The sequence below is a fragment of the Streptomyces sp. BBFR51 genome, assembly GCF_044591655.1.
GTDB lineage: Bacteria > Actinomycetota > Actinomycetes > Streptomycetales > Streptomycetaceae > Streptomyces.
The window spans coordinates 2,037,146-2,064,081 of the sequence record NZ_CP172448.1 but is presented as its reverse complement, the minus strand read 5'-3'; the positions used below and the strand labels follow the sequence as shown (position 1 = coordinate 2,064,081).

Genomic DNA, 26,936 nt, shown 5'->3' with positions numbered 1-26,936 from the left:
GCCACGGCCGCTCACAGCTTGCCGCCCCGCCCGCCCTCGCGCCGGGCGGGCGCGATGAGCGTCGACAGATAGGGCAGCGGCGCTCCGTCCAGCTCGGCCGCCGCCCGCACCGACTCCTCCGGCAGCCCCAGCGCCGACCCCCACACGGCGCCGTCCAGCCGCCCGCTCTCCCGCAGCGCCTCGGCCACCTCGGCCGCCTGCCGGCCGAACTTGTAGGCGACGACCGTGCCGGGCCCGTGCAGGGCGTCCTTGAGCACGGCGGCCCCCGCGGTCACCGGCACCAGCGTCAACGGCTCGGTGCCCTCGGTCAGTACGGCCCCCGACCGCGCCGCGAGATCCTGCATCGCGGTGATCCCCGGCACGGTCTCCACGACGGTGCCCGGCACGAGCGCGCCGACGGTCTGCGCGAGATAGGTGAAGGTCGAGTACACGTTGGGATCCCCGATGGTCGCGAAGGCGACGCCGGCGTGCTCCCGCAGCAGCCCGGCCACCCGCTCCCCGGCCGCGTCCCACGCGGCCTCGCGCCGCCCCCGGTCGGTGCGCTCGTTCAACGCGAACACGACCCGTACGACCTTCTCGGCGCCCACGTAGTGCAGCACGGTCGCCTCGGCGCGCCCCCGCTCGCCACCATCCTTTCCATCGGACGCGGCCATGACGGGCACGACGACGACATCGGCGGCCCGCAGCGCGTTCACGCCCTTGACGGTCACCAGCTCGGGATCTCCGGGCCCGACCCCCACCCCGATCAGCCTGCTGCTCATGACGTCCGGCACCTCTCCACGAACCGACGGGCGACACCGGGCTCGGACGCCCAGTGCGTGTGCAGATAGCTCGCGTGCACACCGCGCTCCACAAATCCCTCGACGCGCCGCTCCGGCGCCCGCATCCCCCAGGCCGGCGCCGCCCCGGCCCCCGGCTCCACGACCGTCCGGTGGAACTCGTGCCCCCGCATCCGCGTCCCCGCAGCGGCCAGCGCACTGTCGGACACGGCCACGGCGTCCCGGTAGCCCAGCGTCAGCCGCTCGGACATCCGGGCCGAGGCGTCCAGCACCCCGCACATCGGCAACCCGTCCAACTCCCGGCACAGATACAGCAGCCCGGCACACTCGGCCGCGACGGGAGCACCGCTCAACGCCAGCTCGGCGACGGACTTCCGCAGCCCTTCGTTGGCCGACAACTCAGCGGCGTACACCTCGGGAAACCCCCCGCCGACGACCAGCCCGCCTACCCCCTCGGGCAACTCCTCGTCCCGCAACGGATCGAACACCACGACCTCGGCCCCGGCAGCGGCGAGCAGTTCGGCGTGCTCGGCATAGGAAAAGGTGAACGCGGCCCCACCGGCCACAGCGACCCGCCTTGTCAGCCCGCTTGGGGGTGCCCCCTCTGGGGGAGCTTGAGGACGAGGCCGTTCAGGCCGAAAGCGGGGGTCGGGGGGCGCAGCCCCCAGGGTCGGGACGGGAAGGGGCGGCGGGGGCGAAGAAGCCAAGACCTCAGCCGCGTCCCAAGCCGCACAACCAAGCGCCCCCACTCCCCGCGCCAGCCCGACCAACGCCTCCAGATCACACCCGTCGGCCACCCGCGCGCCCATCGCCGCAACCGCATCGACCGCCGCACCCCGCCGCTCGGCGACCGGCACCAACCCCAGATGCCGAGACGGCGTCTCCACCGGCGCGGCCCGCCGCAACACCCCCAGCACCGGCACCCCGACGGAGTCCACCGCCTCCCGCAACAACGCCTCGTGCCGGTCCGAGGCGACCTTGTTGAGGATCACGCCCCCGACCCGCACCTCCGGGTCCCAGCTCACGAACCCGTGCACCAGCGCCGCCACCGACCGCGACTGCGACGACGCGTCCACGACCAGCACCACCGGCGCCCGCAGCAGCTTCGCGACCTGCGCGGTGGACGCCAGCTCACCCTCGCCCACGGCCCCGTCGTACAGCCCCATCACGCCCTCGACCACGGCGATGTCGCACCCGCGCGCCCCGTGCAGGAACAGCGGCCCGACCAGCTCGGGCCCGCACAGATACGCGTCGAGGTTGCGCCCGACCCGCCCGGTGGCGAGCGCGTGGTACCCGGGGTCGATGTAGTCGGGCCCGACCTTGTGCGGCGACACGGCGAGCCCCCGCGCGGCGAGCGCGGCCATCAACCCCGTGGCGACGGTGGTCTTGCCGCTGCCCGAGGAGGGCGCGGCGACGACCAGCCTGGGGACGGAGGGGTTCACCACTCGATGCCCCTCTGCCCCTTCTGCCCCGCGTCCATCGGGTGCTTGACCTTGGACATGTCGGTGACGAGATCGGCGAACTCCACGAGGGCGCCGGGCGCGTTCCGCCCGGTGATCACGACGTGCTGGGTCCCGGGCCGCTCGCGCAGCACCGACACCACCTCGTCGGTGTCGACCCACCCCCAGTGCATCGGATAGGCGAACTCGTCCAGCACGTACAGCTTGTACGTCTCGGCGGCCAGGTCTCGCTTGACCTGCTCCCAGCCCTCCCGGGCCTTCTCCTCGTTGTCCATCTGCTGGTCGCGCTGGACCCAGGACCAGCCCTCGCCCATCTTGTGCCAGTCGACGGACCCGCCCTCACCACTGGCGCCGAGCACCCGCAGCGCGTTCTCCTCGCCGACCTTCCACTTCGCCGACTTGACGAACTGGAACACCCCGATCGGCCACCCCTGGTTCCAGGCGCGCAGCGCCAGCCCGAAGGCGGCGGTGGACTTGCCCTTCCCGACGCCCGTGTGCACCACGACCAGCGGACGATTGCGCCGCTGACGGGTCGTCAGCCCGTCCTCCGGTACGACACTCGGCTGCCCCTTCGGCATTACGCGGCCCTCCTGCTGCCCTGAACGTCCTTCACCAGTCCGGCGATCGAGTCCGCCCGCAGCTCGTCGAGCGTCACCGCCGTACCGCCCAGCTCACCCGCGAGCTGCCCGGCGAGCCCGAGCCGCACCGGCCCCGACTCGCAGTCCACGACCACCGAGGCGACACCCTCGGCGGCGAACAGCCGCGCCGCACGCCCCGACAGCGCCACGGGCTCGGGGCCACCGGTGGCCCGCCCGTCGGTCACCACCACCACAAGCGCCCGTCGCGCCGGGTCCCGCAGCCGCTCCACCCGCAGCACCTCGTGCGCCTTGAGCAGCCCGGCCGCCAGCGGCGTACGCCCGCCCGTCGGCAGCGACTCCAGCCGGACCGCCGCCGCGTCCACCGACGAGGTCGGCGGCAGCGCGACGTCGGCGGCCGAACCCCGGAAGGTCACCAGCCCCACCTTGTCCCGCCGCTGGTAGGCGTCGAGCAGCAGCGACAGCACGGCACCCTTCACCGCGCTCATCCGCTGCCGCGCCGCCATCGACCCGGAGGCGTCCACGACGAACAGCACGAGGTTGCCCTCACGCCCCTCGCGGGTCGCCTGCCGCAGATCGTCCCGGCGCACCACGAGCCCCGGACCGCTGCGGCCCCGCGCCCGCTGGTGCGGTGCGGCGGCCTGCACGGTGGCGGCCAGGTGCAGCTTGGTCAGCGCCCCCCGAGGCCGGCGCGCACCGGTGGTCCGCCCGTGCTCGGTCCGCGCCCGCGAACGCCGCCCGGCGGCACCCTCGCCGAGACCCGGCACGCTCAGCACCTTGGTACGGAACGGCTCGGCGGCACGCGCGGGAGGCCGCTCGCCCGCGCCACCGGAGCCGGCCTGCGGCTCCCCGTGCTCCCCGGCCTCGGGCTGTGCCGCGGTGTCACCGTCGCCCTGTGGCGCGTCGTCGGGCTCGGGCTGCCCACCGGGACCGCCGCCGGGGCCGTCGTCGGGACCCGGGTCCGGATCGTCGTCGCCTTCGTCTCCGCCGCCGTCCCCGTCCCCGTCCTGGCCGTGGCCGCCGAACTCCTCGAGCGTCTCGTCCAGCTTGTCCTCGTCCAGGCCCGGCGCGTCGAAGGGATTGCGCCGCCGCCGGTGGGGGAGCGCGAGCAGCGCGGCCTGCCGCACGTCCTCCGCGAGCACCTCCGTACGCCCGGCCCAGGCCGCCAGCGCGGTCGCCGTCCGGGCCATCACGATGTCGGCCCGCATGCCGTCCACCTCGAAGGCCGCGCAGGTCGCCGCGATCTGCCGCAACGGCCCGTCGCCCAGCCCCACCGACGGCAGCAGCTTCCGCGCCGCCACGATCCGTGCCCGTACGGCCGCCTCCTCCCCGGCCCAGCGCGCGGCGAAAGCGGCCGGGTCGTCGTCGTACGCCAGCCGGCGCCGCACGACCTCCACGCGCTGGTCTGGCTCGCGCGAGGCGGCGACCTCGACGGTGAGTCCGAAGCGGTCAAGCAGTTGGGGCCTCAGCTCCCCTTCTTCTGGATTCATGGTCCCGACGAGCAGGAACCGCGCGGCATGTCGCACCGACACGCCCTCGCGCTCCACGTAGGAGGCGCCCATGGCGGCGGCGTCGAGCAGGAGGTCGACCAAGTGGTCGTGCAAGAGATTGACCTCGTCGACGTACAGGATCCCGCGGTGCGCTTGAGCCAAAAGACCCGGCTCGAAGCTCTTCACGCCCTCGGAGAGAACTCGCTCGATGTCAAGGGCTCCGACGAGCCGGTCCTCGGAGGCGCCGACGGGCAGCTCGACCATTCGAGCGGGCCGCGACTCCAACCCACCAGGCCGGTGCGGTCCGTCGGGGCATGCGGGGTCAGGGGACTCGGGGTCGCAGGAGAACCGGCACCTGGAGACGATGTCCACTTCAGGAAGCAGCGAAGACAGGGCGCGTACGGCGGTGCTCTTCGCGGTGCCCTTTTCACCTCGTACAAGGACACCGCCGATCGATGGACTCACCGCGTTGAGAAGAAGCGCCAAGCTCAAGTTCTCCTGGCCGACTACGGCGGTGAAGGGGTAGGGCGTGCTCATGCGTTGCTCACTCCTCCGGGTGATTCCTGCCAGAACAACTCGGTCTCCATGCGCAGACTTGCCAGAACCGCGACATGCTCCCCGCCGTCGCGGGGATGTTCCGGCCTTGGAGCCTGGGCTTCTGGCGGACGCGCATTGCTCCCCGCACTCGCGGGGATATCGGGGAGAGTCACTCCTCTCCCTCCAGATCTCCCTCAAGCTCGAGGTAGGTCGCCCGGAGCCGGTCCAGGGTCTCCCGGTCCGGTTCCGCCCACAGCCCGCGGTCAGCCGCCTCCAGCAGCCTTTCCGTGATGCCACGCAAGGCCCAGGGGTTGGACTTCCGCATGAACTCCTGGTTCTCGGGAGAGAACACGTACTCGGCCGACAGCTTCTCGTACATCCAGTCGTCCACGACCCCGGCCGTGGCGTCGTAGCCGAAGAGGTAGTCCACGGTGGCCGCCATCTCGAAGGCGCCCTTGTAGCCGTGCCGCCGCATCGCCGCCATCCAGCGCGGGTTGACCACCCGCGCCCGGAAGACCCTGTGCGTCTCCTCACCCAGCGTCCGCGTCTTCACCTGGTCCGGAGTGGCGGAGTCACCCACGTACGCCTCCGGGCTCTCACCCGTCAGGTGCCGCACCATCGCCACCATGCCGCCGTGGTACTGGAAGTAGTCGTCGGCGTCGACGAGGTCGTGCTCACGCGTGTCGACGTTCTTCGCCGCCACCGCGATCCGCCGGAACGCGGTCTCCATGTCGCCGCGCGCCGCCCGCCCGTCGAGCCCGCGCCCGTAGGCGTAGCCGCCCCACACCGCGTACACCTCGGCGAGGTCCGCGTCGGAGCGCCAGTTGCGGGCGTCGATCAGCGGCAGCAGACCCGCGCCGTACGCGCCCGGCTTGGAGCCGAACACGCGGGCCGTGGCCCGGCGCCGGTCGCCGTGCTCCGCGGTGTCCTCGTCGGCGTGCGCCTTCACGAAGTTGGACTCGGCGGGCTCGTCCAGTTCCGCCACCGCCCGCACCGCGTCGTCGATCAGCCCCACGACGTGCGGGAACGCGTCCCGGAAGAAGCCCGAGATGCGCACCGTGACGTCGACGCGCGGCCGGCCCAGCTCGGTCGGGGGCACGATCTCGAAGCCGGTCACCCGGCGCGAGGCGTCGTCCCACACCGGACGGCAGCCCAGCAGCGCCAGGATCTCGGCGATGTCGTCACCCTGGGTGCGCATCGCGGACGTGCCCCACACCGTGAGGCCGACGGACCTCGGATACTCGCCGGTGTCGCTCAGATACCGCTGGATCAGCGAGTCCGCGAGGGACTGGCCGACCTCCCAGCTCAGCCGGGACGGGATCGCCTTCGGGTCGACGGAGTAGAAGTTCCGCCCGGTCGGCAGCACGTTGACCAGGCCGCGCGTGGGCGAACCCGACGGCCCCGCAGGCACGTAACCGCCGTCCAGGGCCCGCAGGATGTGCCCGATCTCGTCCGTCGTCCGCGCCAGCCGCGGCACGACCTCGGCGCAGGCGAACTCCAGCACCGCGACCGCGGCGGGCAGTTCGAGGCCCAGCACCTCCCGGACCAGGCCCGGTACGGCCGTGACGTCCCAGTCCCGGGACTCCATCCCCTCCGCGACCCGCCGGCACAGCTGCTCCAGCAGGTCCACCGCGTCGGCCGCCGACCGCGCCGGACCGTCCACCAGTTCCGTCAGCTCCACCGGCACCTTCACCGGGGCGCCCGGCTCGGCCAGCAACTCCTTCTCCACCAGCCCGAAGTGCTCGGCCAGGGACGCCCTGAGCCCCGGCAGCGCGTTCGCCTGCCCGCCCCACACCTGCGAGGCGCGCAGCACCGCGAGCACCAGGTTGACGCGCGGCTCGCCGACCGGGCCGCCGCCCAGGACGTGCAGGCCGTCGCGGATCTGCACGTCCTTGATCTCGCACAGATAGCCGTCGATGTGCATGACGAACTCGTCGAAGGCCTCGTCGTCCGGCTGGTCGTCCACGTGCAGGTCGTGGTGCAGCTCGGCCGCCTTGACCAGCGTCCAGATCTGCGCGCGGACCGCCGGCGCTTTCGTCGGGTCCAGGTCGCAGACGAGCGCGTACTCGTCCAGCAGTTGCTCCAGCTTGGCCAGGTCGCCGTAGGTGTCGGCGCGCGCCATCGGCGGGACGAGGTGGTCGACGACGGTGGCGTGCCCGCGCCGCTTGGCCTGGGTGCCCTCGCCGGGGTCGTTGACGATGAACGGGTAGATCAGCGGCAGGTCGCCCAGTACGGCGTCCGGCGCGCAACCCGAGCTCAGGCCCAGGCCCTTGCCGGGCAGCCACTCCATCGTGCCGTGCTTGCCCATGTGCACGATCGCGTCGGCGCCGAAACTGTTCTCCAGCCAGCGGTACGCCGCCATGTAGTGGTGCGACGGCGGCATGTCCGGGTCGTGGTAGATCGCGATCGGGTTCTCCCCGAAGCCGCGCGGCGGCTGGATCATCACGACGACGTTCCCGAACTGGAGCGAGGCGAGCACGATGTCGTCCCCGTCGACGTACAGCGAACCCGGCGGCTCGCCCCACGCCTCCCGCATGCCGTCGCGCAGCTCCGGGTCCAGCTTCTCGAACCACGCCCGGTAGTCGGCCAGCGGCACCCGCGCGGGCGCGGCGGCCAGCTGGTCCTCCGTCAGCCACTCCACGTCGTGACCACCCGCCTGGATCAGCCGGTGGATCAGCTCGTCGCCCTCGGAGGGGTACTCGGTGACCCCGTACCCCGCCTCCCGCAAGGCGTCCAGGACCCGGACCGCCGACGCCGGGGTGTCGAGACCGACCGCGTTGCCGACCCGGGAGTGCTTGGTCGGATACGCCGTGAAGACCAGCGCGAGCTTCTTGTCGGCGTTCGGCTTGTGCCCGAGGGCCGCGTGTCGTACGGCGATCCCCGCGACGCGCGCGGCACGTTCGGGGTCGGCGACGTAGACCGGCACGTCGTCGGGTCCCTGCTCCTTGAAGGAGAACGGCACGGTGACCAGGCGTCCGTCGAACTCCGGGATCGCGACCTGCATCGCCGCGTCCATGGGGGAGAGCGCGGCGTCGGAGGCCTCCCAGGCGGCGTGGGAGGAGGTGAGGCAGAGGCCTTGCAGCACCGGGATGTTCAGGTCGGCCAGCGCGCCGACGTCCCAGGCCTCCTCGTCGCCGCCCGCCGAGGCCTGCGAGGCGTGCGTGCCGCCCGCCGCGAGGACGGTGGCGATCACGGCGTCGGCGCGGCGCAGCAGCTCGTACAGCCCGGGGTCCGCGCCGCGCAGTGAACCGCAGTACACGGGCAGCGCGTTGGCGCCGCGCGCCTCGATCGCGTCGCACAGCGTGTCGACGAAGGCGGTGTTGCCGCTCAGGTGGTGGGCGCGGTAGAAGAGCACGCCGACCGTCGGACGGCCCGGGACGAACGTCCGCTCGCCGTGGACGCCGTACTCCGGCATCTTCTGCGGCTCGTCGAAGCCCTCGCCGGTCAGCAGCACCGTGTCCGACAGGAACCGGGCGAGCTGGGTGAGGTTGTCCGGGCCGCCCTCGACGAGATAGCGCAGCGCCTCGGCCACCACCCCGGCCGGCACCGACGACTCGGCCATCAGCTCCGCGTCCGGCACGCTCTCGCCGCCGAGCAGCACGGTCGGAATCCCGGACGCCTTCAGCGCCGCCAGCCCGTCCTCCCAGGCGCGCTTGCCGCCGAGCAGGCGCACGACGGCGAGGTCCGCGCCATCGAGGAGCCCCGGCAGCTCCTGCGTCACGTCGACCCGGGTCGGGTTGCCGATCCGGTAGGCGGCCTGAGACGCACGGGCCGCCAGGAGGTCCGTGTCGGCGGTCGACAACAACAACACTGTGCTCATGCGGGCGCTCCCGGTGGAATGAAAGGCAGTCCTTGTGGCGCGCCGGACTCGATGAGCCGCCACAGCGCGTCGGTGTCCGCGTGGTGTTCGATCAGATCGCCGAGCCGGTCGAGCTGCTCCTCGCGCAGCGCGGCGAACGAGGTGTCGGGCGCCGGCACGAAGCGGCGGCCCGCGGCGGCGGCCACCTCGCGCAGGAACGCCCGCCGGAAGCCGTCCGACTCCAGCGAACCGTGCCAGTGCGTGCCCCAGGTCCGGCCGACCCGGCAGCCGTCCAGGCTGTGTCCTCCGTCATCAGAGATGAACGCCTCGCCGCCCGTCACTTCGGCGACCCCGTGGTGGATCTCGTACCCCTCGACGCGCTCGCCGAGGGCCTCGCCCACCGGCCGCGTGAGGGTCTTCTCGCGGGCGAACCGCACCCGCACGGGCAGCAGTCCGAGCCCGTCCACGTGCCCGGCGCGCGACTCCACCTCGTCCTCGATGTGCTCGCCGAGGAGCTGGAAGCCGCCGCAGACGCCGAGCACCGGCAGACCGTCGGCGGCCCTGCGCGTGAGGGCGTCCGCAAGCCCCCGCTCCCGCAGCCACTCCAGCGCCCGGACCGTCCCGCGCGTCCCCGGCACGACGACGAGATCGGCGTCGGCCAGCTCCTCCGGCCGGTCCACGAACCGCACCACGACGCCCGGTTCGGCGGCCAGCGCGTCCACGTCCGTGAAGTTCGACATCAGCGGGACGGCACAGACCGCGACCCGCAGCACGTCCTCGCCGACCGGCGGGGCGACGACCGACTCCCGCACCGTCCCCCGAAGAGAGACGCGCAACCCGTCCTCCTCGTCGATGCCGAGCCCGTGCTGGAAGGGCAGGACGCCGTACGTCCGCCGTCCGGTGAGGCCGTGCAGCATGTCCAGCCCCGGCTCCAGCAGGGACACGTCGCCGCGGAACTTGTTGACCAGGAACCCGGCGACCAGCGCCTGGTCCTCGGGCGCCAGCAGCGCCACCGTGCCGAAGAAGGAGGCGAAGACGCCCCCGCGGTCGATGTCGCCGACGACCAGGACGGGGAGCCCGGCGCCCCGGGCGATCCCCATGTTCACGATGTCGGTGCGGCGCAGGTTGATCTCGGCGGGGCTGCCCGCTCCCTCGCAGATCACCGCGTCGTACGTGCCGCGCAGCTCGGCCAGGGAGTCGAGCACCGTGCCGAGCAGCCGCTCCTGGCGTCCGCCGTGGTAGCCGCGGGCGCTCATCTCGCCGACCGGCCTGCCGAGCAGCACGACCTGGCTGCTGCGCTCGCCGCCCGGCTTGAGCAGCACGGGGTTCATGTGCGCGGTCGGCTCCACCCGGCAGGCCTGGGCCTGCATGGCCTGCGCCCGGCCGATCTCGGCGCCCTCGCGGGTCACGAAGGAGTTGAGTGACATGTTCTGCGCCTTGAAGGGCGCGACCTTGACGCCCTGGCGCACCAGCCAGCGGCAGATCCCGGCGGTGACGACGCTCTTGCCGGCGTCGGAGGTGGTGCCGGCGACGAGGAGGCCACCGTTCATGACGTACGTCCTTTCCCGACCGCCCCGCGCACGGCGAGCCGCGCGCCCGCGCACACGCCGAGCGCGAGCCAGCCCACGCGCCGTGAGAGGCGTACCGCCCGGTCGATGTCGCCTGAACCGGCCCGGACCGCGCGTCCCGCCGCCCCGTTGAGGACGGGCCGGTGCTCGACGCGCCCGCCGTAGGAGAGCGTCCCGCCGAGCCGCACGCCCAGGGCGCCCGCGAACGAGGCCTCCACGGGCCCGGCGTTGGGGCTCGGGTGCTGCGCCGCGTCCGCGCGCCAGGCCCGTACGGCGCCCCGCGGATCGCCGCCGGCGACGGTGGTCAGGACGGCGGTCAGGCGGGCGCCCGGCCAGCCCGCGAGGTCGTCGAGGCGGGCCGAGGCCCAGCCGTAGCGGCGGTACTTGGGGGACTTGTGGCCGACCATGGCGTCCAGCGTGTTCACGGCCCGGAAGCCGAGCAGCCCGGGCACTCCGGCCACGGCGCCCCACACCAGGGCGCCCACCACCGCGTCCGAGGTGTTCTCGGCGACGGACTCCACGACCGCCCGGGCGATCCCGTCGGCGTCCAGCGCCTGCGGGTCCCGCCCGCACAGGTGCGGCAGCCGCGCCCGGGCGGCCTCGACGTCCCCCGCCTGCAGGGCCCGCCCGATCGCGGTGGCCTCGCGGGCCAGCGAAGTGCCGCCGACCACCGCCCAGGTGGCCGCGCCGGTCAGCGCGACGGAGGCGGTGGGGCAGCGGCGTACGGCCTGCGCGGCGGCGGAGCCGAGGGCGGCGGCGCCACCGGCGCAGACGACGGTGTGCAGCGCGCCCCAGCCCCGGTGGTCCCGCCACAGCACCCGTTCCACGGCACCGGCGGCACGGCCGAACGCGGCGACCGGGTGTCCGCGGCGCGGATCGCCGAGGAGGAGGTCGCCGAGGAGGCCGGCGGCGGCACCGTACGCGAAGACGCGTCCGGCACGCACGGGTTCAGCCGGTCACACGGTCAGGGAAGTACCTGGTACTGAACGTCGGGCGGCAGCCGGGCATCGCGTTGTGTCCTCACTCAGGGTGTCCACGCCCTGGTTCGAAGAGACCGGCGGTGAGAGTTCCTGGCTCCCGGGGGTCCTGTTTCCCCGGTCACAGTGGCGGGACCGCGCCGGATTCGCACCGGGCTTCCTCTCCTGCCGCCGTAGATGGCCTCGGAAGTCCACCACGGTCCGCGAACACCCGTCAACCTGGCGTTGACCTGCGACGGGGGAGTGTGCGAAGGCCCACACACGGGTGGTGTGCGCCGGCACGCGCGAAGGCGGGGCGCGGGACGGTTCGAGTCCGTCCCGCGCCCCGCCTCACGGGTGCGCGGTGGTCAGGCCACGATCAGGTAGATCCCGTACGCCACCGCCGCCGCGCAGGCCGCGAAGCACGCGTACGCGCCGGTGACCGCGAGGCCCGCGGAGCCGCCCTGGGCGACGGCACGCTCCTGGCGGGAGAGGCCGACGATGCCGAGGGTGAACAGGCCCACCAGGGCCACCGTGACCACGAGGCTGACGCCGAAGACGGAGCCGATGGCTGCCCAGTCGATGCTCATGGAGGTTCGCTTCCTTCGTACCCGGTGCCCGGGTTCAGACGGTGGTGGCGGCCGACGGGGCCTTGGGGTCGGGGGTGGTGGCCGGAGCCGGGACGGTGGCGGCCAGTTCCTCGGTCACGCCCGTCGGGGGCGGCGAGACGGCGGCCATCGCCGTGGTGACCACCCCGGCCGGCTCGGAGCTCTCGGGCTCCTCGGCGTCGACGACGTTGGTGTGGTCGACGACCTCGCGGCGGGAGATCCGCCAGATCGCGAAGCTGGACGCGATCAGGAACACCGCGACGAGGGCCGTGCCCCAGTCGCCGAGGCGGCACACCCACTCGGCGAGCGCGGCGACCAGGGCCGCGGCCGGCAGCGTCAGCCCCCAGGCGACGAACATCCGGGTGGCCGTGGACCAGCGGACCACGCCGCCCTTGCGGCCGAGGCCCGCGCCCATCACCGCGCCGGAGACCGAGTGCGTGGTGGAGAGCGAGAAGCCGAGGTGGGAGGAGGCCAGGATGACCGTGGCGGCACTGGTCTGGGCGGCGAAGCCCTGCTGCGGCTGAAGGTCGGTCAGGCCCTTGCCCATGGTGCGGATGATGCGCCAGCCGCCGAGGTAGGTGCCGAGCGCGATGGCCAGGCCCGCGCCCAGGATGACCCACACCGGCGGGTCGGAGTCGGGGGCGAGCGAGCCGCCGGCGATCAGGGCGAGGGTGATGATGCCCATCGTCTTCTGCGCGTCGTTGGTGCCGTGGGCCAGCGAGACCAGACCGGCGGAGGCGATCTGCCCGGCGCGGTAGCCCTTCTTGGCGGCCTTGCCGTCGGCCTTGCGGCCCAGCGAGTACGTCATCCGGGACGCGAGCATCGCCGCGAGACCGGCCACGATCGGGGCGGCGATCGCCGGGAGGAGCACCTTGGTGACGAGCACGTCACCGTTGACCGCGCCGATGCCCGCCGAGGCGACGGCGGCGCCGATCAGACCGCCCATGAGAGCGTGCGAGGAACTGGACGGGAGCCCGACCAGCCAGGTCAGCAGGTTCCAGAGGATCGCGCCGACCAGGGCGGCGAAGATGACCTCGGGACGGATGCCGGTCTCGTCGACGAGACCCTTGGAGATCGTGTTGGCGACCTCCACCGAGAGAAAGGCGCCTACAAGGTTGAGGACGGCGGACATCGCCACCGCCACCTTGGGCTTGAGCGCACCGGTCGAAATGGTCGTTGCCATCGCGTTCGCGGTGTCGTGGAAACCGTTCGTGAAATCAAACGCGAGTGCGGTTACCACCACAATCGCGAGGATCAGCGAGAAGCTTTCCATTTACCCAGGCAATCGTTCGAGGTCATTGGCTGGACGAACGTAGGTAACCAGGGTGAACGGAAGATGAACTGAACAGGGCTTCACGGTGACCGGAAACGGTGCCGGCGGCTCCCTCTGCGTGCCCGGTCCGGTGCTCTCCGGAGACGCCCCTGGCAGGATCGCCGCGAGGCCGTGCGGCAAGGGACGTGAGGGGCGCGGAGGCGCCCGTGAGGAGACGGTGACTGTGACGCGATCGCGGGTCGGACGGGTGGGCGCAGCGGCCGGGGAACGGGCCGGGCAACCTGCCGGGCGACGGGCGCGGGAGGAGGTCCGGGAGGCGGTCCTGGAGTCGGCCTGGGCGGAACTCGTCGCGACGGCCCGGCGGACGGTGGCGGACGGGCTGGTGGTCGGCACCTCCGGCAACGTCTCGGTGCGGGTCGGCGACACGGTCCTGGTCACCCCGTCGGGGGTGCCCTACGACCGGCTGACCCCGGACGACGCAACCGGCGTCGACCTGGACGGCCGGCAGGTGCTCGGCACGCTGGTCCCCACCAGCGAACTGCCCATGCACCTCGCCGTGTACCGCGCCGACCCCGACGCCCGGGCCGTCGTCCACACCCACGCCGTGCACGCGACGGCGGTCTCGCTGCTCGTCCCCGAACTCCCCCCGGTCCACTACATGGCCGCCGCGCTCGGCGGCCCCGTCCGGGTCGCCCCGTACGCGGCCTACGGCAGCGACGAACTCGCCCGCGCCATGCTCGACGCCCTCGCCGACCGCACCGGCTGCCTGCTCCGGAACCACGGCACGATCACCTACGGCACCTCCCTCGACCAGGCCTACGACCGCACCGCCCAACTGGAGTGGATGTGCCGCCTCTGGCTGACCGCCTCGTCGGTGCCGGGCCGCTCGCCGTCGCTGCTGACGCCGGACCAGCTGGCAGAGGCGACGGAACGCCTGCGCGGGTACGGGCAGCGAGGCTGACGCGAGGTGCGTGCCGGGCGGCTGCGGGGGTACCGGCTACGGGACACGAAGACGCCGTCACCCCCTGTCACCCGCCCACTGGCCGCCCGAGGACTCCACCAGGAGACTGGCCCCATGCGCACTGTCACAGCAACGGCAGCCGCCGTCACCGCAGCTCTCGCGGCCGGTGCGGCGAGCGTCGCCGCCGGCCGGCTCGCCAGCGACGCCGCGCTCAAGGCGCCCCCCGGCCGGCCCCTGCCGACCGAACCCCGGCTCACCGTGCACGGCACCGCCGCCGGGCAGATCACCCTCACCCGGGACCTGGCCGCGCTGCGCCCCGGCCGGTACGGACTCGCGGGCGACGGCTCCCACGCGGTCGTCGGCCCGGTCCTCGACAGCGCCCGACACGGCGCCGACACCGTCGTACGCCGCCTCGAACGCGTCACGCACGGCACCCTCGACGCCGGCGACCGCGCCTGGTTCACCCCGAACCTGTACGTCGGAAACCCGGGCACCGCCCTCGACCTCGAGTTCGCCGACGTGGAGGTCCCCGGCGAACTCGGCCCGCTCCCGGCCTGGTTCCTGCCCGGCGCCCGGCCGACCTGGATCATCGCCGTGCACGGCCTGGCCGCCACCCGCGAACACGCCCTGAACCTGATCGCCCCTCTGCACCGCCGGAACGTCCCGGTACTCGCCCTCGCCTACCGCGGCGACGTCGGCGCACCGCCCTCGCCCGACGGCCTGCACCACTTCGGCGAGACCGAATGGCGCGACGTGGACGCCGCCGTCCGCTACGCCCTCGACCACGGCGCCCGCCAGGTCGTCCTGCTCGGCTGGTCCACCGGCGCCACCATGGCCCTGCGCGCCGCGGCGCTCTCCGGCGTACGCGAGCGCGTCGCGGGGCTCGTCCTGGACTCCCCGGTCCTCAGCTGGGAGACCACCCTGCGCGCCCTGGCCGCCGCCCGCCGCACCCCGGGCGTGTTCCTGCCGCTCGCCGTCCGTGCCGCGCAGGGCCGCGCCGGGCTGCACGCCGACCGGGACGCGGGCACGGCGGGCCTGCACCGCCCGGCGGTCCCCACGCTGATCTTCCACGGCCCCGGCGACGCGGTGGCCCCCTGGCGCCTGTCCCGCCGCCTCGCCGACACCCACCCGCGCCTGGTCGCCCTCCACACCGTCCAGGACGCCCCGCACGGCGCCATGTGGAACGCCGATCCCGCGGACTACGAAGAGACCCTGCGCCGCTTCATGACCCCCTTGGTGTGAGCCCGGCGCACCCCCGCTCCACCGCGCGCCCCAGGTTCCGTTTAGGGCCGTACCACTGGCCGGTTCCGATGCCCGGACAGCGTGCCCGGCCTCCGTGTTCGCCGTCCCGGAGGGCCGCCGGGGCATTCCGTTTGGGTTTTCGGACCGTCAACCGGAAGACTGCACCCGTGACGTCCCGTATTCCGCGCGACTCCAGGCTTCGACTCGTCCGCCCGCGACCCCTGGCCGCCGCCCCCCCAGCGATGAATCAACGGCGTCCGCGCCGCGCCGCGCCGCGCCCCCCGGAAGGCACACCGGCCCGGTCGGAGCTGGCCGGAATGGCGCGCTCCGGCCTGGCCGGCGCGGCCCGGGTCGCCCGCTGGGCCGACTCCGCACTCGGCCCCGGCCGTGGGAGCGCGACCGCCGACGGCAAGGCCACCCTGTCCGACGCGACCGCCGACCACGCGGCCCGCGAACTGGGCCTGACCGCTGCCAGGGTCCGCGCCGACTGGGACACCGCCCGCCTCGCCGGACTGATCGAGGTGCACGGCGACACCGCCCGCCCCGGCTGGCGGCTGCGCGCCTGGAACCGCGACGACAGCGCCGTGCTGCGCGGCTGGGTCGCCCTCTTCGACGCCTGGTCGCTCGCCCACCCCGAGCCCGCGGAGGAGCCCGCGGTCGTCGCCGAGGTCGTCTCCGCGATGCCCCAGGTGCTCTCCTTCCTCCAGCTGTCCGCCGGACCCGTCCCCGTGGCGCAGCTCCTGGACCTGCTGGAGCAGCGCGTCACCGAACTGCGCACCGAACGCTGCGAGGTGCCCTACGGCCCCCGGCTCGAGCCCGGCACCCCGAAGGCCCCGCCGGCCCCGGACGACGACGCCGACACCCCGCTCGCGCCCCTCGCCCCCCTCCTGGAATGGGCCCTGCACGCCCTCGCCTCCGTCGGCGCCCTCACCTGCGGCGACGGCCACGCCACGCTCACCCCGCTCGGCAGCTGGGCGGTCTGGGTCAAGCTGGAGCAGATCTGCGTCGCCGCACAGAGCCCCGCCGGCAACATCGAGCAGTCGGCCGAGGGCATGCTCCGCGGCTGCGCCCAGCTCCGGCCCAACGCCGCCCGCGCCGAGTACCGCGCCTGGCTCGCCGCTCGCCCCGTCGGCAGCGCCGTCGCCGAGCTGCTCGGCGCCGCCCGCGGCGAGGACGCCCTGCTGCGCGGCCTCGCCTTCGAAGCCCTGCGCGTCGTCGGCGCCCCCGCCGAGCCCGACGTCCGCGCCGTGGTCGAGGAGCCGACGCTGCGGCCGTACGCCCTGCTGTGGCTCGCCGAGCACGACGGCGCCGACCCGGAGGACGCCCACGAGGTCCTCACCCGCCGGGAGGCCACCTGGCTGTGGGTCGACACCGCGGCCGCCGTCGCCGACCACGGGGAGGCCCCGCTGCTCGTGCGGCACCTGGAATCGGCGGTACAGGCCACCGTCCCGGCCCTGCTCGACGAGGTCCGCGCCGTCGGCCACCCGCGCACCGTGCAGGTCTTGGTCGCCCTCGCCGCCGCCCACCCCGACCCCGCCCTGGCCAAGGCGGTCCGCAGGGCGGCCTTCCAGGTCCACACGGGGGGCAGCTGACCGGCGGCGCGGCGACCGGGACGGCCGAGCCGCCGGAGGCTACTTCCGCACCTCCGGCGCGTACGTCCCGAAGCTCCAGACGTTGCCCTCCAGATCACGGGCCATGTAGTCCCGCGAGCCGTAGTCCTGGTCGGTCGGGGGCATCAGGATCTCCGCGCCGTGTTCGACGGCCCGCCGGTGATGTGCGTCGACGTCCGCCACCACGACGTACACCCCCGTGCTGCTCCCGTTCTTCATCGCCTCGTCGAAGCGGCCGCCCTTGCCCTGCGAGCCGAGCATCACCGCGCCGTTGCCCTGGGCCAGCTCGGCGTGGGCCACCGAGCCGTCCTCGCCCTCGTACACCGCGAGTTCGGTGAAGCCGAAGGCCTCGGTGAGCTGCCGGATCGCCGCCTTGGCGTCCGCGTACTGCAGCGTCGGGTAGACGCTCGGGCGCCCGTCGTCGTTGCCTGCCATGCCGATCACTCCCTTGTGAGCCGGTGGTCGTCTGACCCGTTTTGCCCAGTCTTGCACCGGCCACTGACAACGCCCGCGATCCGCGTTCCCGAACACGGGAGCCCCGAACAGGAGGCCGCGGACACCGGAACCGGGGAAAAGCGGTTGCACGGCCCCGTTAGACTGGCCCCCATGGCCATTCTCCTCGTGCATTAGACGGCGGGAACCTCCACAGCCGCCCATCCCGCCACCCACCCGCCCAGGAGTCTGACCGTGATCTCCGCCTCCGGCATCGAGCTGCGCGCCGGTGCCCGCATCCTCATCGAAAGCGCCACCTTCCGCGTCGCCAAGGGCGACCGCATCGGCCTGGTCGGCCGCAACGGCGCCGGCAAGACCACCCTCACCAAGGTCCTCGCAGGCGAGGGCCAGCCCGCCGCGGGCGCCGTCACCCGCTCCGGCGAGGTCGGCTACCTCCCGCAGGACCCGCGCACCGGCGACCTCGACGTGCTCGCCCGCGACCGCATCCTGTCCGCCCGCGGCCTGGACACCCTGATCCGCAAGATGCGTGAGAACGAGCAGCGCATCGCCAACGGCCAGGGCGCCACCCGCGACAAGGCGCTCAGGCAGTACGAGCGCCAGGAGACCGAGTTCCTCACCAAGGGCGGCTACTCCGCCGAGGCCGAGGCCGCCACCATCGCCGCCGCGCTCAACCTGCCCGACCGGGTGCTCGGCCAGCCCCTGCATACGCTCTCCGGCGGTCAGCGCCGCCGTATCGAGCTGGCCCGCATCCTGTTCTCGGACGCCGACACCCTGCTGCTCGACGAGCCGACCAACCACCTCGACGCCGACTCGATCGTCTGGCTGCGCGACTACCTGAAGACCTATCGCGGCGGCTTCATCGTGATCTCCCACGACGCCGACCTGGTCGAGACGGTCGTCAACAAGGTGTTCTACCTGGACGCCAACCGCTCCCAGATCGACGTCTACAACATGGGCTGGAAGCTCTACCAGCAGCAGCGCGAGGCCGACGAGAAGCGCCGCAAGCGGGAGCGGCAGAACGCGGAGAAGAAGGCCTCCGCGCTGCATTCGCAGGCCGACAAGATGCGCGCCAAGGCCACCAAGACCGTCGCCGCGCAGAACATGGCCCGCCGGGCGGACAAGCTGCTGGCCGGCCTGGAGGCCGAGCGGAAGTCCGACAAGGTGGCCAAGCTGCGCTTCCCCGAGCCGTCCCCGTGCGGCAAGACCCCGCTCATGGCCGAGGGCCTGTCGAAGTCGTACGGATCGCTGGAGATCTTCACCGACGTCGACCTGGCCATCGACAAGGGCTCGCGCGTCGTCATCCTCGGCCTCAACGGCGCGGGCAAGACGACCCTGCTCCGCCTCCTCGGCGGCGCCGAGAAGCCCGACACCGGAGAGGTCATCGAGGGCCACGGCCTCAAGCTCGGCTACTACGCGCAGGAGCACGAGACGCTCGACCCCGAGCGGACCGTCCTGGAGAACATGCGCTCGGCCAACCCCGACCTCGACCTCGTGGAGGTCCGCAAGACCCTGGGCTCGTTCCTGTTCTCCGGCGACGACGTCGACAAGCCCGCCGGTGTCCTCTCCGGCGGCGAGAAGACCCGTCTCGCGCTGGCCATCCTCGTGGTGTCCTCGGCGAACGTGCTGCTCCTGGACGAGCCCACCAACAACCTCGACCCGGCCAGCCGCGAGGAGATCCTCGGCGCGCTGCGCACCTACAAGGGCGCCGTCGTCCTGGTCACCCACGACGAGGGCGCCGTCGAGGCGCTTCAGCCGGAACGGATCATTCTGCTTCCGGACGGTGTCGAGGACCTGTGGGGCGCCGACTACGCGGATCTCGTCGCCCTCGCTTGATCGAATGGATGATCCACTGGTTATGGATCATTCGGCCGATCCGTGATCCACCATCTGTGTGAGATCTCCTCATCAAGAGGTGTGTCCTACACGGATTTCGCGGCCGGGCCCCCATTGCCGAGGGTCTCGGCCGCGTCGCCTTTCTGACCTGGAATTACGCGGAGAAACCCGTTCGGGCGTACGGACGAGATTCTCTGGAATCACGGATTCCGTATGTGGGGACCCGCTCCTGTCGTCACAACCTTGTCTCATCGACCTTGCCGAATGGGTGGCCATGAGCGCCTGGAGGGGTGATCATGAGGAGACCAGAGCGCACTTCCCATGAGGAGGCACGGGTGGCCGAGACTCTGAAGAAGGGCAGCCGGGTTACCGGCGCCGCGCGCGACAAGCTCGCGGCAGACCTGAAGAAGAAGTACGACGCCGGTGCGAGCATCCGGGCGTTGGCCGAGGAAACCGGCCGCTCGTATGGCTTTGTGCACCGCATGCTCAGCGAGTCGGGCGTCACGCTCCGAGGGCGTGGCGGGGCTACCCGGGGCAAAAAGGCCACATCGGCCTGATGTCCCGGGCGGCCCCTCGGCTCCGAAAGTGACGGTGGCCACCCGGTCGGTCGTCCGACCGTCCGGGTGGTTACTGTGCAGTCACTTAGCCCTGCCGTCGCACGGCGCACCGTCCGGCGCGCGGCGGGGACGACGACCGCACCTTTCGGAGGCGCCCCATGGCTTCGCCCGCCCACGACCCCGGTCCCGCACTCGACCAGGACGGCGTGCGGCTCACCGTCGACGACGCGATCGCCACGGTGACGCTGACCAACCCCGCCAAGCGCAACGCGCAGAGCCCCGCTCTGTGGCGGGCGCTCGCCGAGGCCGGCCGGCTGCTGCCGGGCTCCGTCAGGGTCGTGGTGCTGCGGGCCGAGGGCAAGTCCTTCTCGGCCGGGCTCGACCGGCAGGCGTTCACGCCCGAGGGCTTCGACGGCGAACCGTCGTTCATCGACCTCGCCCGGGGCGGTGACGCCGAGCTGGACGCGGCCATCGCCGAGTACCAGGACGCGTTCACCTGGTGGCGGCGCAGCGATCTCGTCTCGGTCGCGGCCGTGCAGGGGCATGCCATCGGGGCGGGCTTCCAGCTGGCCCTCGCCTGTGACCTGCGGGTCGTCGCGGACGACGTGCAGTTCGCCATGCGCGAGACCGGCCTGGGCCTGGTACCGGACCTGACGGGCACGCATCCCCTGGTGTCGCTGATCGGATACGCCCGCGCGCTGGAGATCTGCGCGACCGGGCGCTTCGTCACGGCCGAGGAGGCCGTGAACACCGGCCTGGCCAACGTCGCCGTGCCCGCGGACCAGCTCGACGGCACCGTGCACGACCTGGTGTCCGCGATCCTGGCCGCACCACGCGACGCGGTCGTCGAGACCAAGGCGCTGCTCCAGGGCGCCCAGAGCCGCGACTACGAGTCCCAGCGCGCCGCCGAACGCGCCGCCCAGGGCCGCAGACTCCGCGACCTGGCCGGACTCGGCGAGTAGCCCGGACACGGACCCGTCCGACGCCGCCGTCGCCGATGCCGCGGCCGACGCGGACGGTGACCCTGGGCTTCCGGCGTGCCGGCCGACGAGACCGGGCCCCGGATGCCGCGGCCCGGAGGTCCGGCATTGCGACACCGGCGGCAGCGATGTCGCGGCTCGCCCGTTACGCCACAGCGCGCCGCGCGCGGGGCCGCAGGCTGCGCGACGCGGCGGGGCGCGGCGAGTAGCCCGGACACGGGCCCGTCCGACGCCGCCGTCGCCGATGCCGCGGCCCGGCGCCCGGCACGGCGACACCGGCGGCAGCGATGCTGCGGCTCGCCTGTTACGCCGATGCCGTCCACGGCTTGATCGGCGACGGCATACGGGCCCGCGTCACCGGAGGGTGGGGGCACGGGCGCGTACCGTCGTGCCGAGCTGTCGGTGCGGGGCCGGGCTCCTCCGTCCCCGGCCCGTTCAGCCGACCGCCGTCACCACCACTGCCACCGACGGGTGGTCCGGCAGGGTCTCGGACACCGCCGCGCGGACCCGCCGGGTCACCTCGACGGCCCGGTGGCCCGCGTCCACCGCCAGCTCCACCCGGACATGGCGGCGCGGCAGCGCCCCCTCCGGCGGCGGCGGCTCCGTCACATGGACCGGACGGCCCAGGACGCCCGTCAGCCGGGCCACACCCGGCACCGCCAGCGCCGCCCCCGCGATGCGCCCCGCGTCCCCCTCGTCGGCGGCGTCGGAGTCTCCCCGCTCGGGCCCGGCATCCGGCTCCGCCGGCCGCGGCTCCCCGCCGGAGGCCGGGCCGGCGGCCGCGTCGAGCAGGCCGGTCACCCGCAGGTCCACGTCCGGCACCGCGAGGCCGAGCCGATCGGCAGCCGCGTCCGCCAGCGCGGCGCGCAGGCGCTCGGCGGTCACCGGCAGTGGCTCCGCACTCACCGCCGCCGGCCCGACGGTCGCCGCGAAGTCGGCCGTCACCCGCAGCGGCCCCGGCGGCAGCGCGCCCGGAGGAGGCGGTACCGCGGGTTCGTGCGTGGCCTGCGGGTCCGCGAGCCCGACCCGCAGGTCGCCGGGCCGGACACCCGCCACGCCCCGGGCCGCCGCCAGCAGCACCTCCCGCACCGCGCGTTCGGCGATCCACGCGCCGTCCCGCGCACCGCCCAGCGGCAGCAGCCTGCCGAGTCCCAACTGCTCCCGCACCGCGCGCGCCCACCGGTCCGCCGTCGTCATTGCTCCAGCCTGCCGCATCCGTGGCGCGCCGCATCGCAACCCGACCTAACGTGGTCACAGGACTACGACCGAAAGGGACGTACGGCGATGAGCGACATGGAGAGCCACCGGACCGGGCAGGACACGATCGAGACCCCCGGGACCGCCAAGGGCCAGACGATTCGACGCGGCGGCGGTGACCCCGGCACCCGGGGACGGACCACGATCGCCGACGGTGTCGTGGAGAAGATCACCGGAATGGCGGCACGCGACGTCGCCGGTGTGCACGCCATGGGCAGCGGGATGTCGCGCACCTTCGGCGCGGTGCGCGACCGGGTGCCCGGCGGCGGCACCAAGTCCGGGGTGTCACGCGGAGTGAAGGCCGAGGTGGGTGAGAAGCAGACCGCCCTCGACCTGGAGATCGTCGTCGAATACGGCGTGTCGATCGCGGACGTCGCCCGGGATGTGCGGGAGAACGTGGTGGCGGCGGTGGAGCGGATGACCGGTCTGGAGGTCGTCGAGGTCAACATCGCGGTGAGCGACGTGAAGCTGCCCGACGAGGAGGACGAGGAGCCGGAGCCCCGGATCAAGTGACCCGGACGGCGACCGGGAAGAGGACTGAACGGTGAATGAGGGGAGCGCACCATGAGCATGGCCGTGGTCGGCATGATCGCCGGCATGGCACTGGGCTTCGCCGGGTACTTCGGCGGGTTCGGCGCCTTCCTGCTGGTGGCGGCCCTGGGGGCCGTCGGGTTCGTCGTCGGCCGCTTCCTGGAGGGGGACATGGACCTCGGTGACTTCTTCCGCACCCGCGACGACCGGCGGCGGTGACAGGCGTGAGCGGTGGGGCCGGTGAGCTCCTGGAACCCGCGGCCGTCGTGGCGCCGGGCGAGCGCGGTGGCACACGGATCGCGGACCGGGTCGTCGCCAAGGTCGCCGCGCGGGCGGCTCTCGAGGCCATCGGCCCGCTCCACCCGGAAGCCGCGCGCCCGTACGCCACGGTCGACGTCCACCACGACACCGCCCATGTCCAGGTCCATCTCGAGCTCGGCTACCCGTGCGACATCGGCGCCCGCTGCGGTCAGGTGCGTCACCAAGTCGTCCAGCGGGTACGGGCGTTGGTGGGAATGGCGGTGCCGGAGGTCGTCGTCCAGGTGGAGCGGCTGCACCTGGCGGCGGAGTACGGCGCGAGGCAGGGGAGGACGCGATGAGCGAGCCCCAGGGCTTCGGGACCGGAGAGGGCAGCACCCAGCGCCTGCCGGTCGTGGAACCCGGCACCCAGCCGGGCACGACGACACCGTCGTTGGACAAGCGCGCACCCGACACCGCCGACGCGTCCGGAAGCGGACGGGCCGGCCGCTTCTGGTCCGCGCGCCGTGTCCCGGCCGGCATCGTCGCGCTGCTGCTCCTGCTCCTGGTGGGGATCTTCCTCTACGACATCGCCGCCGTGCGGGCCGGCCGGTCCGCCCTCGGATGGCGCCGCGACCTGGCCCGGCAGCTCGCCGACCGGCCCGTCGACGACACGTGGGTGCTGGTCGGCGCGGGAGTCGCCGCGGCCCTCGGGCTCTGGCTGGTGCTGCTGGCCCTCACCCCCGGCCTGCGCCGGGTACTGCCGATGCGGCGCACGCACCCGGACGTACGCGCCGGGCTCCACCGCAAGGCCGCCGCCACGGCGCTGCGCGACCGGGCCATGGAGGTCCCCGGGGTGCAGTCGGCACGGGTGCGGATGCGCCGCCGCAGGGCCCGCGTGCGCGCGCTCTCGCACTTCCGGGAACTGGACGACGTACGGGCCGATCTGGACGGCGTGCTCGACGACGCGGTGCGCGGGCTCGGGCTGGCCCGGCCGCCCACCGTGTCCCTGCGGGTCGCGCGACCCGGACGAAAGGGGTGAGCGCGGTGCTCAGGACCGTGAACCGGGTGCTGGTCGGACTGGCCGGCCTGATCCTGCTCGCCGTCGGCGGCGCTGTGCTCGCCGTGGGTTTCGACGCCCCCGCACCCTCCTGGTGGGTCCACCAAGGGCCGCACGACGTGCTGCTCAGCACCGCCGAGCGGACCAGGTGGCGGGAGGCCGGCTGGTGGTGGCCGGTCGTCATCGCCGCCCTCGCCGTCCTGCTGCTGCTCGCCCTGTGGTGGCTGGTCGCGGTGGTGCGCCGCCGCCGGCTGACCGAGGTACTCGTCGACACCGGGGACGGCGAGGGCGCCACGCTGCGCGGCCGGGCCCTGGAGACGGTCCTCGCCCAGGAGGCGGACCGGGTGGACGGGGTCGAGTGGGCGGGCGCCCGGCTCACCGGCCGCCGCGACGCCCCGGCGGCCCGCGTCCGGCTGGTCCTGGCCCCCCACGTGGACCCCGGCACCGCCCTGCACGACCTCACCGCCCAGGCCCTGACCCACGCCCGCGAATCGGCGCACCTCGCGTCCCTCCCGGCGGAGGTCCACCTCCAGGGCGTCAAACACCGCGCCGAACGCGTCAGCTGAGACGGACACCCCCTAGAACCCGTGCCGCACGCCGCCGTCCACCGGAAGCATCACGCCCGTGACGTACGACGCGGCGGGGGAGAGCAGGAACGCGGCCGTGCGGCCGAACTCCTCCGGGGTGCCGTAGCGGCGCAGCGGGATGCGCGACTCGGCGGCCGTCCTGGTCGCCTCCGGGTCGGCGGAGAGCCCGTCCAGCTCACGCACCCGGTCGGTGTCGACGCGGCCCGGCAGCAGGCCGACGACGCGGATGCCGCGCGGGCCCAGCTCGTCGGCGAGGGACTTCGCGAAGCCGGCCAGGCCGGGCCGCAGACCGTTGGAGATGGTCAGGCCCGGGATCGGCTCGTGCACCGAGCCGGACAGCACGAAGCCGACGACCCCGCCCTCCTCCAGCTCGGCCGCCGCCGTCCGCGCGAGCCGCACCGCGCCGAGGAAGACCGACTCGAACGCCGACTGCCACTGCTCGTCCGTGTTGTCGGCGACGAACCCGGGCGGCGGCCCGCCCACACTGATCAGTACGCCGTCGAAACGGCCGAAGCGCTCACGGGCGGTCGCGATCAGCCGGCCGGCGGCCTCCGGGTCGGCGTTGTCCGCGGCCACGCCCACCACGTCCGGGCCCAGCGCCGCCGCGGCCTGCGTGACACTCTTCTCGTCCCGCCCCGTGACGACCACCTTCGCCCCGTCGGCGACCAGTTCGCGCGCGGTCGCGTTGCCCAGGCCCCGGGTGGCTCCCGTGACGACGTACACCCGGTCCTTCAGTCCAAGATCCATGGGCCCTATCCTGCCTCCTCGTCCCCGAACAGGGCGAGGGCCGTGTTCACCAGGCCGACGTGGCTGAAGGCCTGCGGGAAGTTGCCGAGCTGGCGTCCGGCCACCGTGTCGTACTCCTCCGCCAGCAGCCCCACGTCGTTGGCGAGCCCCACCAGCCGCTCGAACAGCGCCCTGGCCTCCTTCGTCCGGCCGGTCGCGTGCAGCGCGTCCGCGTACCAGAACGAGCACACCAGGAACGTCCCCTCGCCGCCCGGCAGCCCGTCGACCTGCTCGCCCTCGGTGCTGTAGCGGCGCACCAGGCCGTCCCGGGTCAGTTCCGCGCCGATCGCGTCGACCGTGCCGACGACGCGCGGGTCGTCCGGCGGCAGGAAGCCCACGCGCGCGATGAGCAGCAGCGAGGCGTCCAGCTCCCGCGAGCCGTAGGACTGGGTGAAGGTGTTGCGCCGCGGGTCGTAGCCCTTCTCGCACACCTCGCGGTGCACCTCGTCGCGCAGCGCCCGCCACCTGTCCGGATCGCCCGCCTCCAGCTCGGGATGGTGCTCCAGCGTGCGCACCGCCCGGTCCAGGGCCACCCACGTCATCACCTTCGAGTGCACGAACTGCCGGCGCCCGCCCCGCACCTCCCACAAGCCCTCGTCGGGCTCCCGCCACACCGTGGCCAGGAAGTCCATCAGGGCGCACTGCAGCTCCCACATCTGCGGCCGGGGACGCATGCCCGCCAGCCGGGCCAGCGACAGGGAGTCCATGACCTCGCCGTACACGTCGAGCTGAAGCTGGGTCACCGCGTCGTTGCCGATGCGCACCGGCGTGGACCCGGCGAAGCCGGACAGCCAGGGCAGCTCGAACTCGGGCAGCCGACGCTCGCCCGCGACGCCGTACATGATCTGGAGGTCCGCCGGGTTGCCCGCGACCGCGCGCAGCAGCCAGTCGCGCCAGGCCTCGGCCTCCTCCAGATACCCGGCCGACAGCAGGGCGCCCAGGGTCAGGGTGGAGTCGCGCAGCCAGCAGAAGCGGTAGTCCCAGTTGCGGACGCCGCCCGGCTCCTCGGGCAGCGAGGTGCTGGGGGCGGCCACGATGCCGCCGGTCGGCTGGTAGGTGAGCGCCTTCAGCGTGATCAGGGAGCGGACGACGGCGTCCCGGTACGGACCCTCGTAGCGGCAGCGCGCGGACCACTCCCGCCAGTCCTCGACGCTGTGCTCCAGCGACACGTACGGGTCGATCAGCGGCGGGCGGGGTTCGTGCGAGGGGTGCCAGGTCAGCACGAACGCGACCTTCTCGCCCGCGGCGACCGTGAACTCCGCGTGTGTCCCGAAGTCCTGGCCCCAGCTGTGAACCTCGGGCTCGCTGCGCAGCCACGTCGAGTCCGGCCCGGCGACGGCCACCCGGTGCCCGTCGGACCTGCGCACCCACGGGACGATCGAGCCGTAGTCGAAGCGCAGCCGGAGCACGCTGTGCACGGTGACCTCGCCGCTCAGACCCTCCACGATGCGTACGAGGTCGGGGGCGCGGTCGCGCTGGGGCATCAGGTCGGTGACCCGGACCGCACCGTCCGCGGTCTCCCACTCGGTGTCCAGGACGAGGGTGTCCGGCCGGTAGGCACGCCGCGTGCAGCGTTCGGCGCCCTTGGGGGCGATGCGCCAGTGGCCGTTGTCCTCGTCGCCCAGGAGCTTGGCGAAGCAGGCGGCCGAGTCGAAGCGGGGCAGGCAGAGCCAGTCCACGGAGCCGTCCGTGCCGACCAGGGCCGCGGTCTGCTGGTCGCCGATGAGCGCGTAGTCCTCGATGTGGGTGTGCACGTGGTCTCGTCTTCCCGACCGG

The 26,936-nt window shown here is 73.5% G+C and carries 24 protein-coding genes and 1 riboswitch; of the genes, 11 read left to right on the top strand and 13 right to left on the bottom strand.

Going from position 1 to position 26,936, the window contains the following annotated elements:
• Window positions 1–11: 11 nt before the first annotated feature.
• The 9 genes from cobI to pitH all read right to left on the bottom strand — a co-directional run bounded on the left by cobI (window position 12) and on the right by pitH (window position 13,066).
• A complete protein-coding gene (gene cobI, locus ACGH7X_RS09315) occupies window positions 12–761 on the bottom strand; it encodes a precorrin-2 C(20)-methyltransferase (RefSeq protein ID WP_399883487.1) in 750 nt (249 codons plus the stop codon).
• A complete protein-coding gene (locus tag ACGH7X_RS09310) occupies window positions 758–2,221 on the bottom strand; it encodes a cobyrinate a,c-diamide synthase (RefSeq protein WP_399883484.1) in 1,464 nt (487 codons plus the stop codon). Before ACGH7X_RS09310 ends, cobI begins: the two co-directional genes overlap by 4 nt.
• Complete coding sequence (cobO, locus tag ACGH7X_RS09305; protein WP_399883481.1) at window positions 2,218–2,817, bottom strand: cob(I)yrinic acid a,c-diamide adenosyltransferase; 600 nt, start codon at window positions 2,815–2,817, stop codon at window positions 2,218–2,220. The genes ACGH7X_RS09310 and cobO overlap by 4 nt, the downstream gene beginning before the upstream one ends.
• Window positions 2,817–4,862: a putative cobaltochelatase gene (locus tag ACGH7X_RS09300; protein WP_399883478.1), complete on the bottom strand. Its 2,046-nt coding sequence runs from the start codon at window positions 4,860–4,862 to the stop codon at window positions 2,817–2,819. The genes cobO and ACGH7X_RS09300 overlap by 1 nt, the downstream gene beginning before the upstream one ends.
• 169 nt (window positions 4,863–5,031) lie before the next feature.
• Window positions 5,032–8,682, bottom strand: coding sequence for a cobaltochelatase subunit CobN (gene cobN / locus ACGH7X_RS09295; protein WP_399883475.1), 3,651 nt, complete (start codon window positions 8,680–8,682; stop codon window positions 5,032–5,034).
• Window positions 8,679–10,211 (bottom strand): cobyric acid synthase, encoded by a 1,533-nt coding sequence (locus ACGH7X_RS09290; protein ID WP_399883472.1) that lies wholly within the window; start codon window positions 10,209–10,211, stop codon window positions 8,679–8,681. Before ACGH7X_RS09290 ends, cobN begins: the two co-directional genes overlap by 4 nt.
• On the bottom strand, window positions 10,208–11,173 hold the full coding sequence (locus tag ACGH7X_RS09285; RefSeq protein ID WP_399883469.1) for a cobalamin biosynthesis protein: 966 nt from the start codon (window positions 11,171–11,173) through the stop codon (window positions 10,208–10,210). The genes ACGH7X_RS09290 and ACGH7X_RS09285 overlap by 4 nt, the downstream gene beginning before the upstream one ends.
• Before the next feature lie 99 nt (window positions 11,174–11,272).
• A riboswitch (cobalamin riboswitch) is annotated at window positions 11,273–11,418 on the bottom strand.
• Window positions 11,419–11,553: 135 nt separating this feature from the next.
• Window positions 11,554–11,775: a hypothetical protein gene (locus ACGH7X_RS09280; protein WP_399883466.1), complete on the bottom strand. Its 222-nt coding sequence runs from the start codon at window positions 11,773–11,775 to the stop codon at window positions 11,554–11,556.
• Between the two features lie 34 nt (window positions 11,776–11,809).
• Entirely contained in the window at window positions 11,810–13,066 is a 1,257-nt protein-coding gene (gene pitH, locus ACGH7X_RS09275) for a low-affinity phosphate transporter PitH (RefSeq protein ID WP_399883463.1), read from the bottom strand.
• A gap of 223 nt (window positions 13,067–13,289) precedes the next feature.
• On the opposite strand from pitH, the gene ACGH7X_RS09270 reads away from it, so the two are divergent.
• From ACGH7X_RS09270 to ACGH7X_RS09260, 3 genes are all read left to right on the top strand, one after another.
• Complete coding sequence (locus ACGH7X_RS09270; RefSeq protein WP_399883460.1) at window positions 13,290–14,027, top strand: class II aldolase/adducin family protein; 738 nt, start codon at window positions 13,290–13,292, stop codon at window positions 14,025–14,027.
• Between the two features lie 114 nt (window positions 14,028–14,141).
• Window positions 14,142–15,269: an alpha/beta hydrolase family protein gene (locus ACGH7X_RS09265; RefSeq protein WP_399883457.1), complete on the top strand. Its 1,128-nt coding sequence runs from the start codon at window positions 14,142–14,144 to the stop codon at window positions 15,267–15,269.
• A 167-nt stretch (window positions 15,270–15,436) separates the two neighbouring features.
• Window positions 15,437–16,861, top strand: a complete 1,425-nt coding sequence (locus ACGH7X_RS09260) for a hypothetical protein (protein ID WP_399883454.1) — start codon at window positions 15,437–15,439, stop codon at window positions 16,859–16,861.
• Between the two features lie 39 nt (window positions 16,862–16,900).
• Here ACGH7X_RS09260 and ACGH7X_RS09255 read toward each other — a convergent pair whose 3' ends face one another.
• Window positions 16,901–17,314: a VOC family protein gene (locus ACGH7X_RS09255; RefSeq protein ID WP_399883451.1), complete on the bottom strand. Its 414-nt coding sequence runs from the start codon at window positions 17,312–17,314 to the stop codon at window positions 16,901–16,903.
• A gap of 252 nt (window positions 17,315–17,566) precedes the next feature.
• Between ACGH7X_RS09255 and abc-f the strand changes: the two genes are divergently transcribed.
• The 3 genes from abc-f to ACGH7X_RS09240 all read left to right on the top strand — a co-directional run bounded on the left by abc-f (window position 17,567) and on the right by ACGH7X_RS09240 (window position 20,684).
• Window positions 17,567–19,165 (top strand): ribosomal protection-like ABC-F family protein, encoded by a 1,599-nt coding sequence (abc-f, locus tag ACGH7X_RS09250; RefSeq protein ID WP_399883449.1) that lies wholly within the window; start codon window positions 17,567–17,569, stop codon window positions 19,163–19,165.
• A gap of 335 nt (window positions 19,166–19,500) precedes the next feature.
• Window positions 19,501–19,722, top strand: a complete 222-nt coding sequence (locus tag ACGH7X_RS09245) for a helix-turn-helix domain-containing protein (RefSeq protein ID WP_003976983.1) — start codon at window positions 19,501–19,503, stop codon at window positions 19,720–19,722.
• A 158-nt stretch (window positions 19,723–19,880) separates the two neighbouring features.
• A complete protein-coding gene (locus ACGH7X_RS09240) occupies window positions 19,881–20,684 on the top strand; it encodes an enoyl-CoA hydratase/isomerase family protein (protein WP_399883447.1) in 804 nt (267 codons plus the stop codon).
• A gap of 453 nt (window positions 20,685–21,137) precedes the next feature.
• Here the strand turns inward: ACGH7X_RS09240 and ACGH7X_RS09235 are convergent, their stop codons facing one another.
• The gene (locus ACGH7X_RS09235) at window positions 21,138–21,899 is read right to left on the bottom strand and encodes a nucleopolyhedrovirus P10 family protein (RefSeq protein ID WP_399883445.1); all 762 of its coding nucleotides are present in this window, start codon (window positions 21,897–21,899) and stop codon (window positions 21,138–21,140) included.
• Window positions 21,900–21,986: 87 nt separating this feature from the next.
• Between ACGH7X_RS09235 and ACGH7X_RS09230 the strand changes: the two genes are divergently transcribed.
• Genes ACGH7X_RS09230 through amaP form a run of 5 tightly spaced genes read left to right on the top strand, consistent with a single transcriptional unit; the run spans window position 21,987 to window position 24,353 of the window.
• Window positions 21,987–22,472: an Asp23/Gls24 family envelope stress response protein gene (locus ACGH7X_RS09230; protein WP_399883443.1), complete on the top strand. Its 486-nt coding sequence runs from the start codon at window positions 21,987–21,989 to the stop codon at window positions 22,470–22,472.
• A gap of 51 nt (window positions 22,473–22,523) precedes the next feature.
• Complete coding sequence (locus tag ACGH7X_RS09225) at window positions 22,524–22,709, top strand: hypothetical protein (RefSeq protein ID WP_104635968.1); 186 nt, start codon at window positions 22,524–22,526, stop codon at window positions 22,707–22,709.
• Window positions 22,706–23,089 (top strand): hypothetical protein, encoded by a 384-nt coding sequence (locus ACGH7X_RS09220; RefSeq protein ID WP_399883442.1) that lies wholly within the window; start codon window positions 22,706–22,708, stop codon window positions 23,087–23,089. The genes ACGH7X_RS09225 and ACGH7X_RS09220 overlap by 4 nt, the downstream gene beginning before the upstream one ends.
• On the top strand, window positions 23,086–23,769 hold the full coding sequence (locus ACGH7X_RS09215; RefSeq protein WP_399883441.1) for a DUF6286 domain-containing protein: 684 nt from the start codon (window positions 23,086–23,088) through the stop codon (window positions 23,767–23,769). The genes ACGH7X_RS09220 and ACGH7X_RS09215 overlap by 4 nt, the downstream gene beginning before the upstream one ends.
• Complete coding sequence (gene amaP / locus ACGH7X_RS09210; protein ID WP_399883439.1) at window positions 23,766–24,353, top strand: alkaline shock response membrane anchor protein AmaP; 588 nt, start codon at window positions 23,766–23,768, stop codon at window positions 24,351–24,353. Before ACGH7X_RS09215 ends, amaP begins: the two co-directional genes overlap by 4 nt.
• Before the next feature lie 12 nt (window positions 24,354–24,365).
• On the opposite strand, the gene ACGH7X_RS09205 is transcribed toward amaP, so the two are convergent.
• Together ACGH7X_RS09205 and ACGH7X_RS09200 are read right to left on the bottom strand one after the other, a co-directional pair.
• A complete protein-coding gene (locus ACGH7X_RS09205) occupies window positions 24,366–25,121 on the bottom strand; it encodes an SDR family oxidoreductase (RefSeq protein WP_399883437.1) in 756 nt (251 codons plus the stop codon).
• A 5-nt stretch (window positions 25,122–25,126) separates the two neighbouring features.
• Window positions 25,127–26,914 (bottom strand): glycoside hydrolase family 15 protein, encoded by a 1,788-nt coding sequence (locus tag ACGH7X_RS09200; protein WP_399883435.1) that lies wholly within the window; start codon window positions 26,912–26,914, stop codon window positions 25,127–25,129.
• Between the last annotated feature and the right edge of the window lie 22 nt (window positions 26,915–26,936).

Coding starts and splice junctions, on each gene's coding strand:
- ACGH7X_RS09240 (WP_399883447.1), top strand. CDS start 19,881: ATGGCTTCGCCCGCCCACGACCCCGGTCCCGCACTCGACCAGGACGGC.
- ACGH7X_RS09265 (WP_399883457.1), top strand. CDS start 14,142: ATGCGCACTGTCACAGCAACGGCAGCCGCCGTCACCGCAGCTCTCGCG.
- pitH (WP_399883463.1), bottom strand. CDS start 13,066: ATGGAAAGCTTCTCGCTGATCCTCGCGATTGTGGTGGTAACCGCACTC.
- ACGH7X_RS09230 (WP_399883443.1), top strand. CDS start 21,987: ATGAGCGACATGGAGAGCCACCGGACCGGGCAGGACACGATCGAGACC.
- cobO (WP_399883481.1), bottom strand. CDS start 2,817: ATGCCGAAGGGGCAGCCGAGTGTCGTACCGGAGGACGGGCTGACGACC.
- ACGH7X_RS09255 (WP_399883451.1), bottom strand. CDS start 17,314: ATGGCAGGCAACGACGACGGGCGCCCGAGCGTCTACCCGACGCTGCAG.
- ACGH7X_RS09300 (WP_399883478.1), bottom strand. CDS start 4,862: ATGAGCACGCCCTACCCCTTCACCGCCGTAGTCGGCCAGGAGAACTTG.
- ACGH7X_RS09290 (WP_399883472.1), bottom strand. CDS start 10,211: ATGAACGGTGGCCTCCTCGTCGCCGGCACCACCTCCGACGCCGGCAAG.
- cobN (WP_399883475.1), bottom strand. CDS start 8,682: ATGAGCACAGTGTTGTTGTTGTCGACCGCCGACACGGACCTCCTGGCG.
- ACGH7X_RS09235 (WP_399883445.1), bottom strand. CDS start 21,899: ATGACGACGGCGGACCGGTGGGCGCGCGCGGTGCGGGAGCAGTTGGGA.
- ACGH7X_RS09280 (WP_399883466.1), bottom strand. CDS start 11,775: ATGAGCATCGACTGGGCAGCCATCGGCTCCGTCTTCGGCGTCAGCCTC.
- ACGH7X_RS09215 (WP_399883441.1), top strand. CDS start 23,086: ATGAGCGAGCCCCAGGGCTTCGGGACCGGAGAGGGCAGCACCCAGCGC.
- ACGH7X_RS09205 (WP_399883437.1), bottom strand. CDS start 25,121: ATGGATCTTGGACTGAAGGACCGGGTGTACGTCGTCACGGGAGCCACC.
- cobI (WP_399883487.1), bottom strand. CDS start 761: ATGAGCAGCAGGCTGATCGGGGTGGGGGTCGGGCCCGGAGATCCCGAG.
- ACGH7X_RS09225 (WP_104635968.1), top strand. CDS start 22,524: ATGAGCATGGCCGTGGTCGGCATGATCGCCGGCATGGCACTGGGCTTC.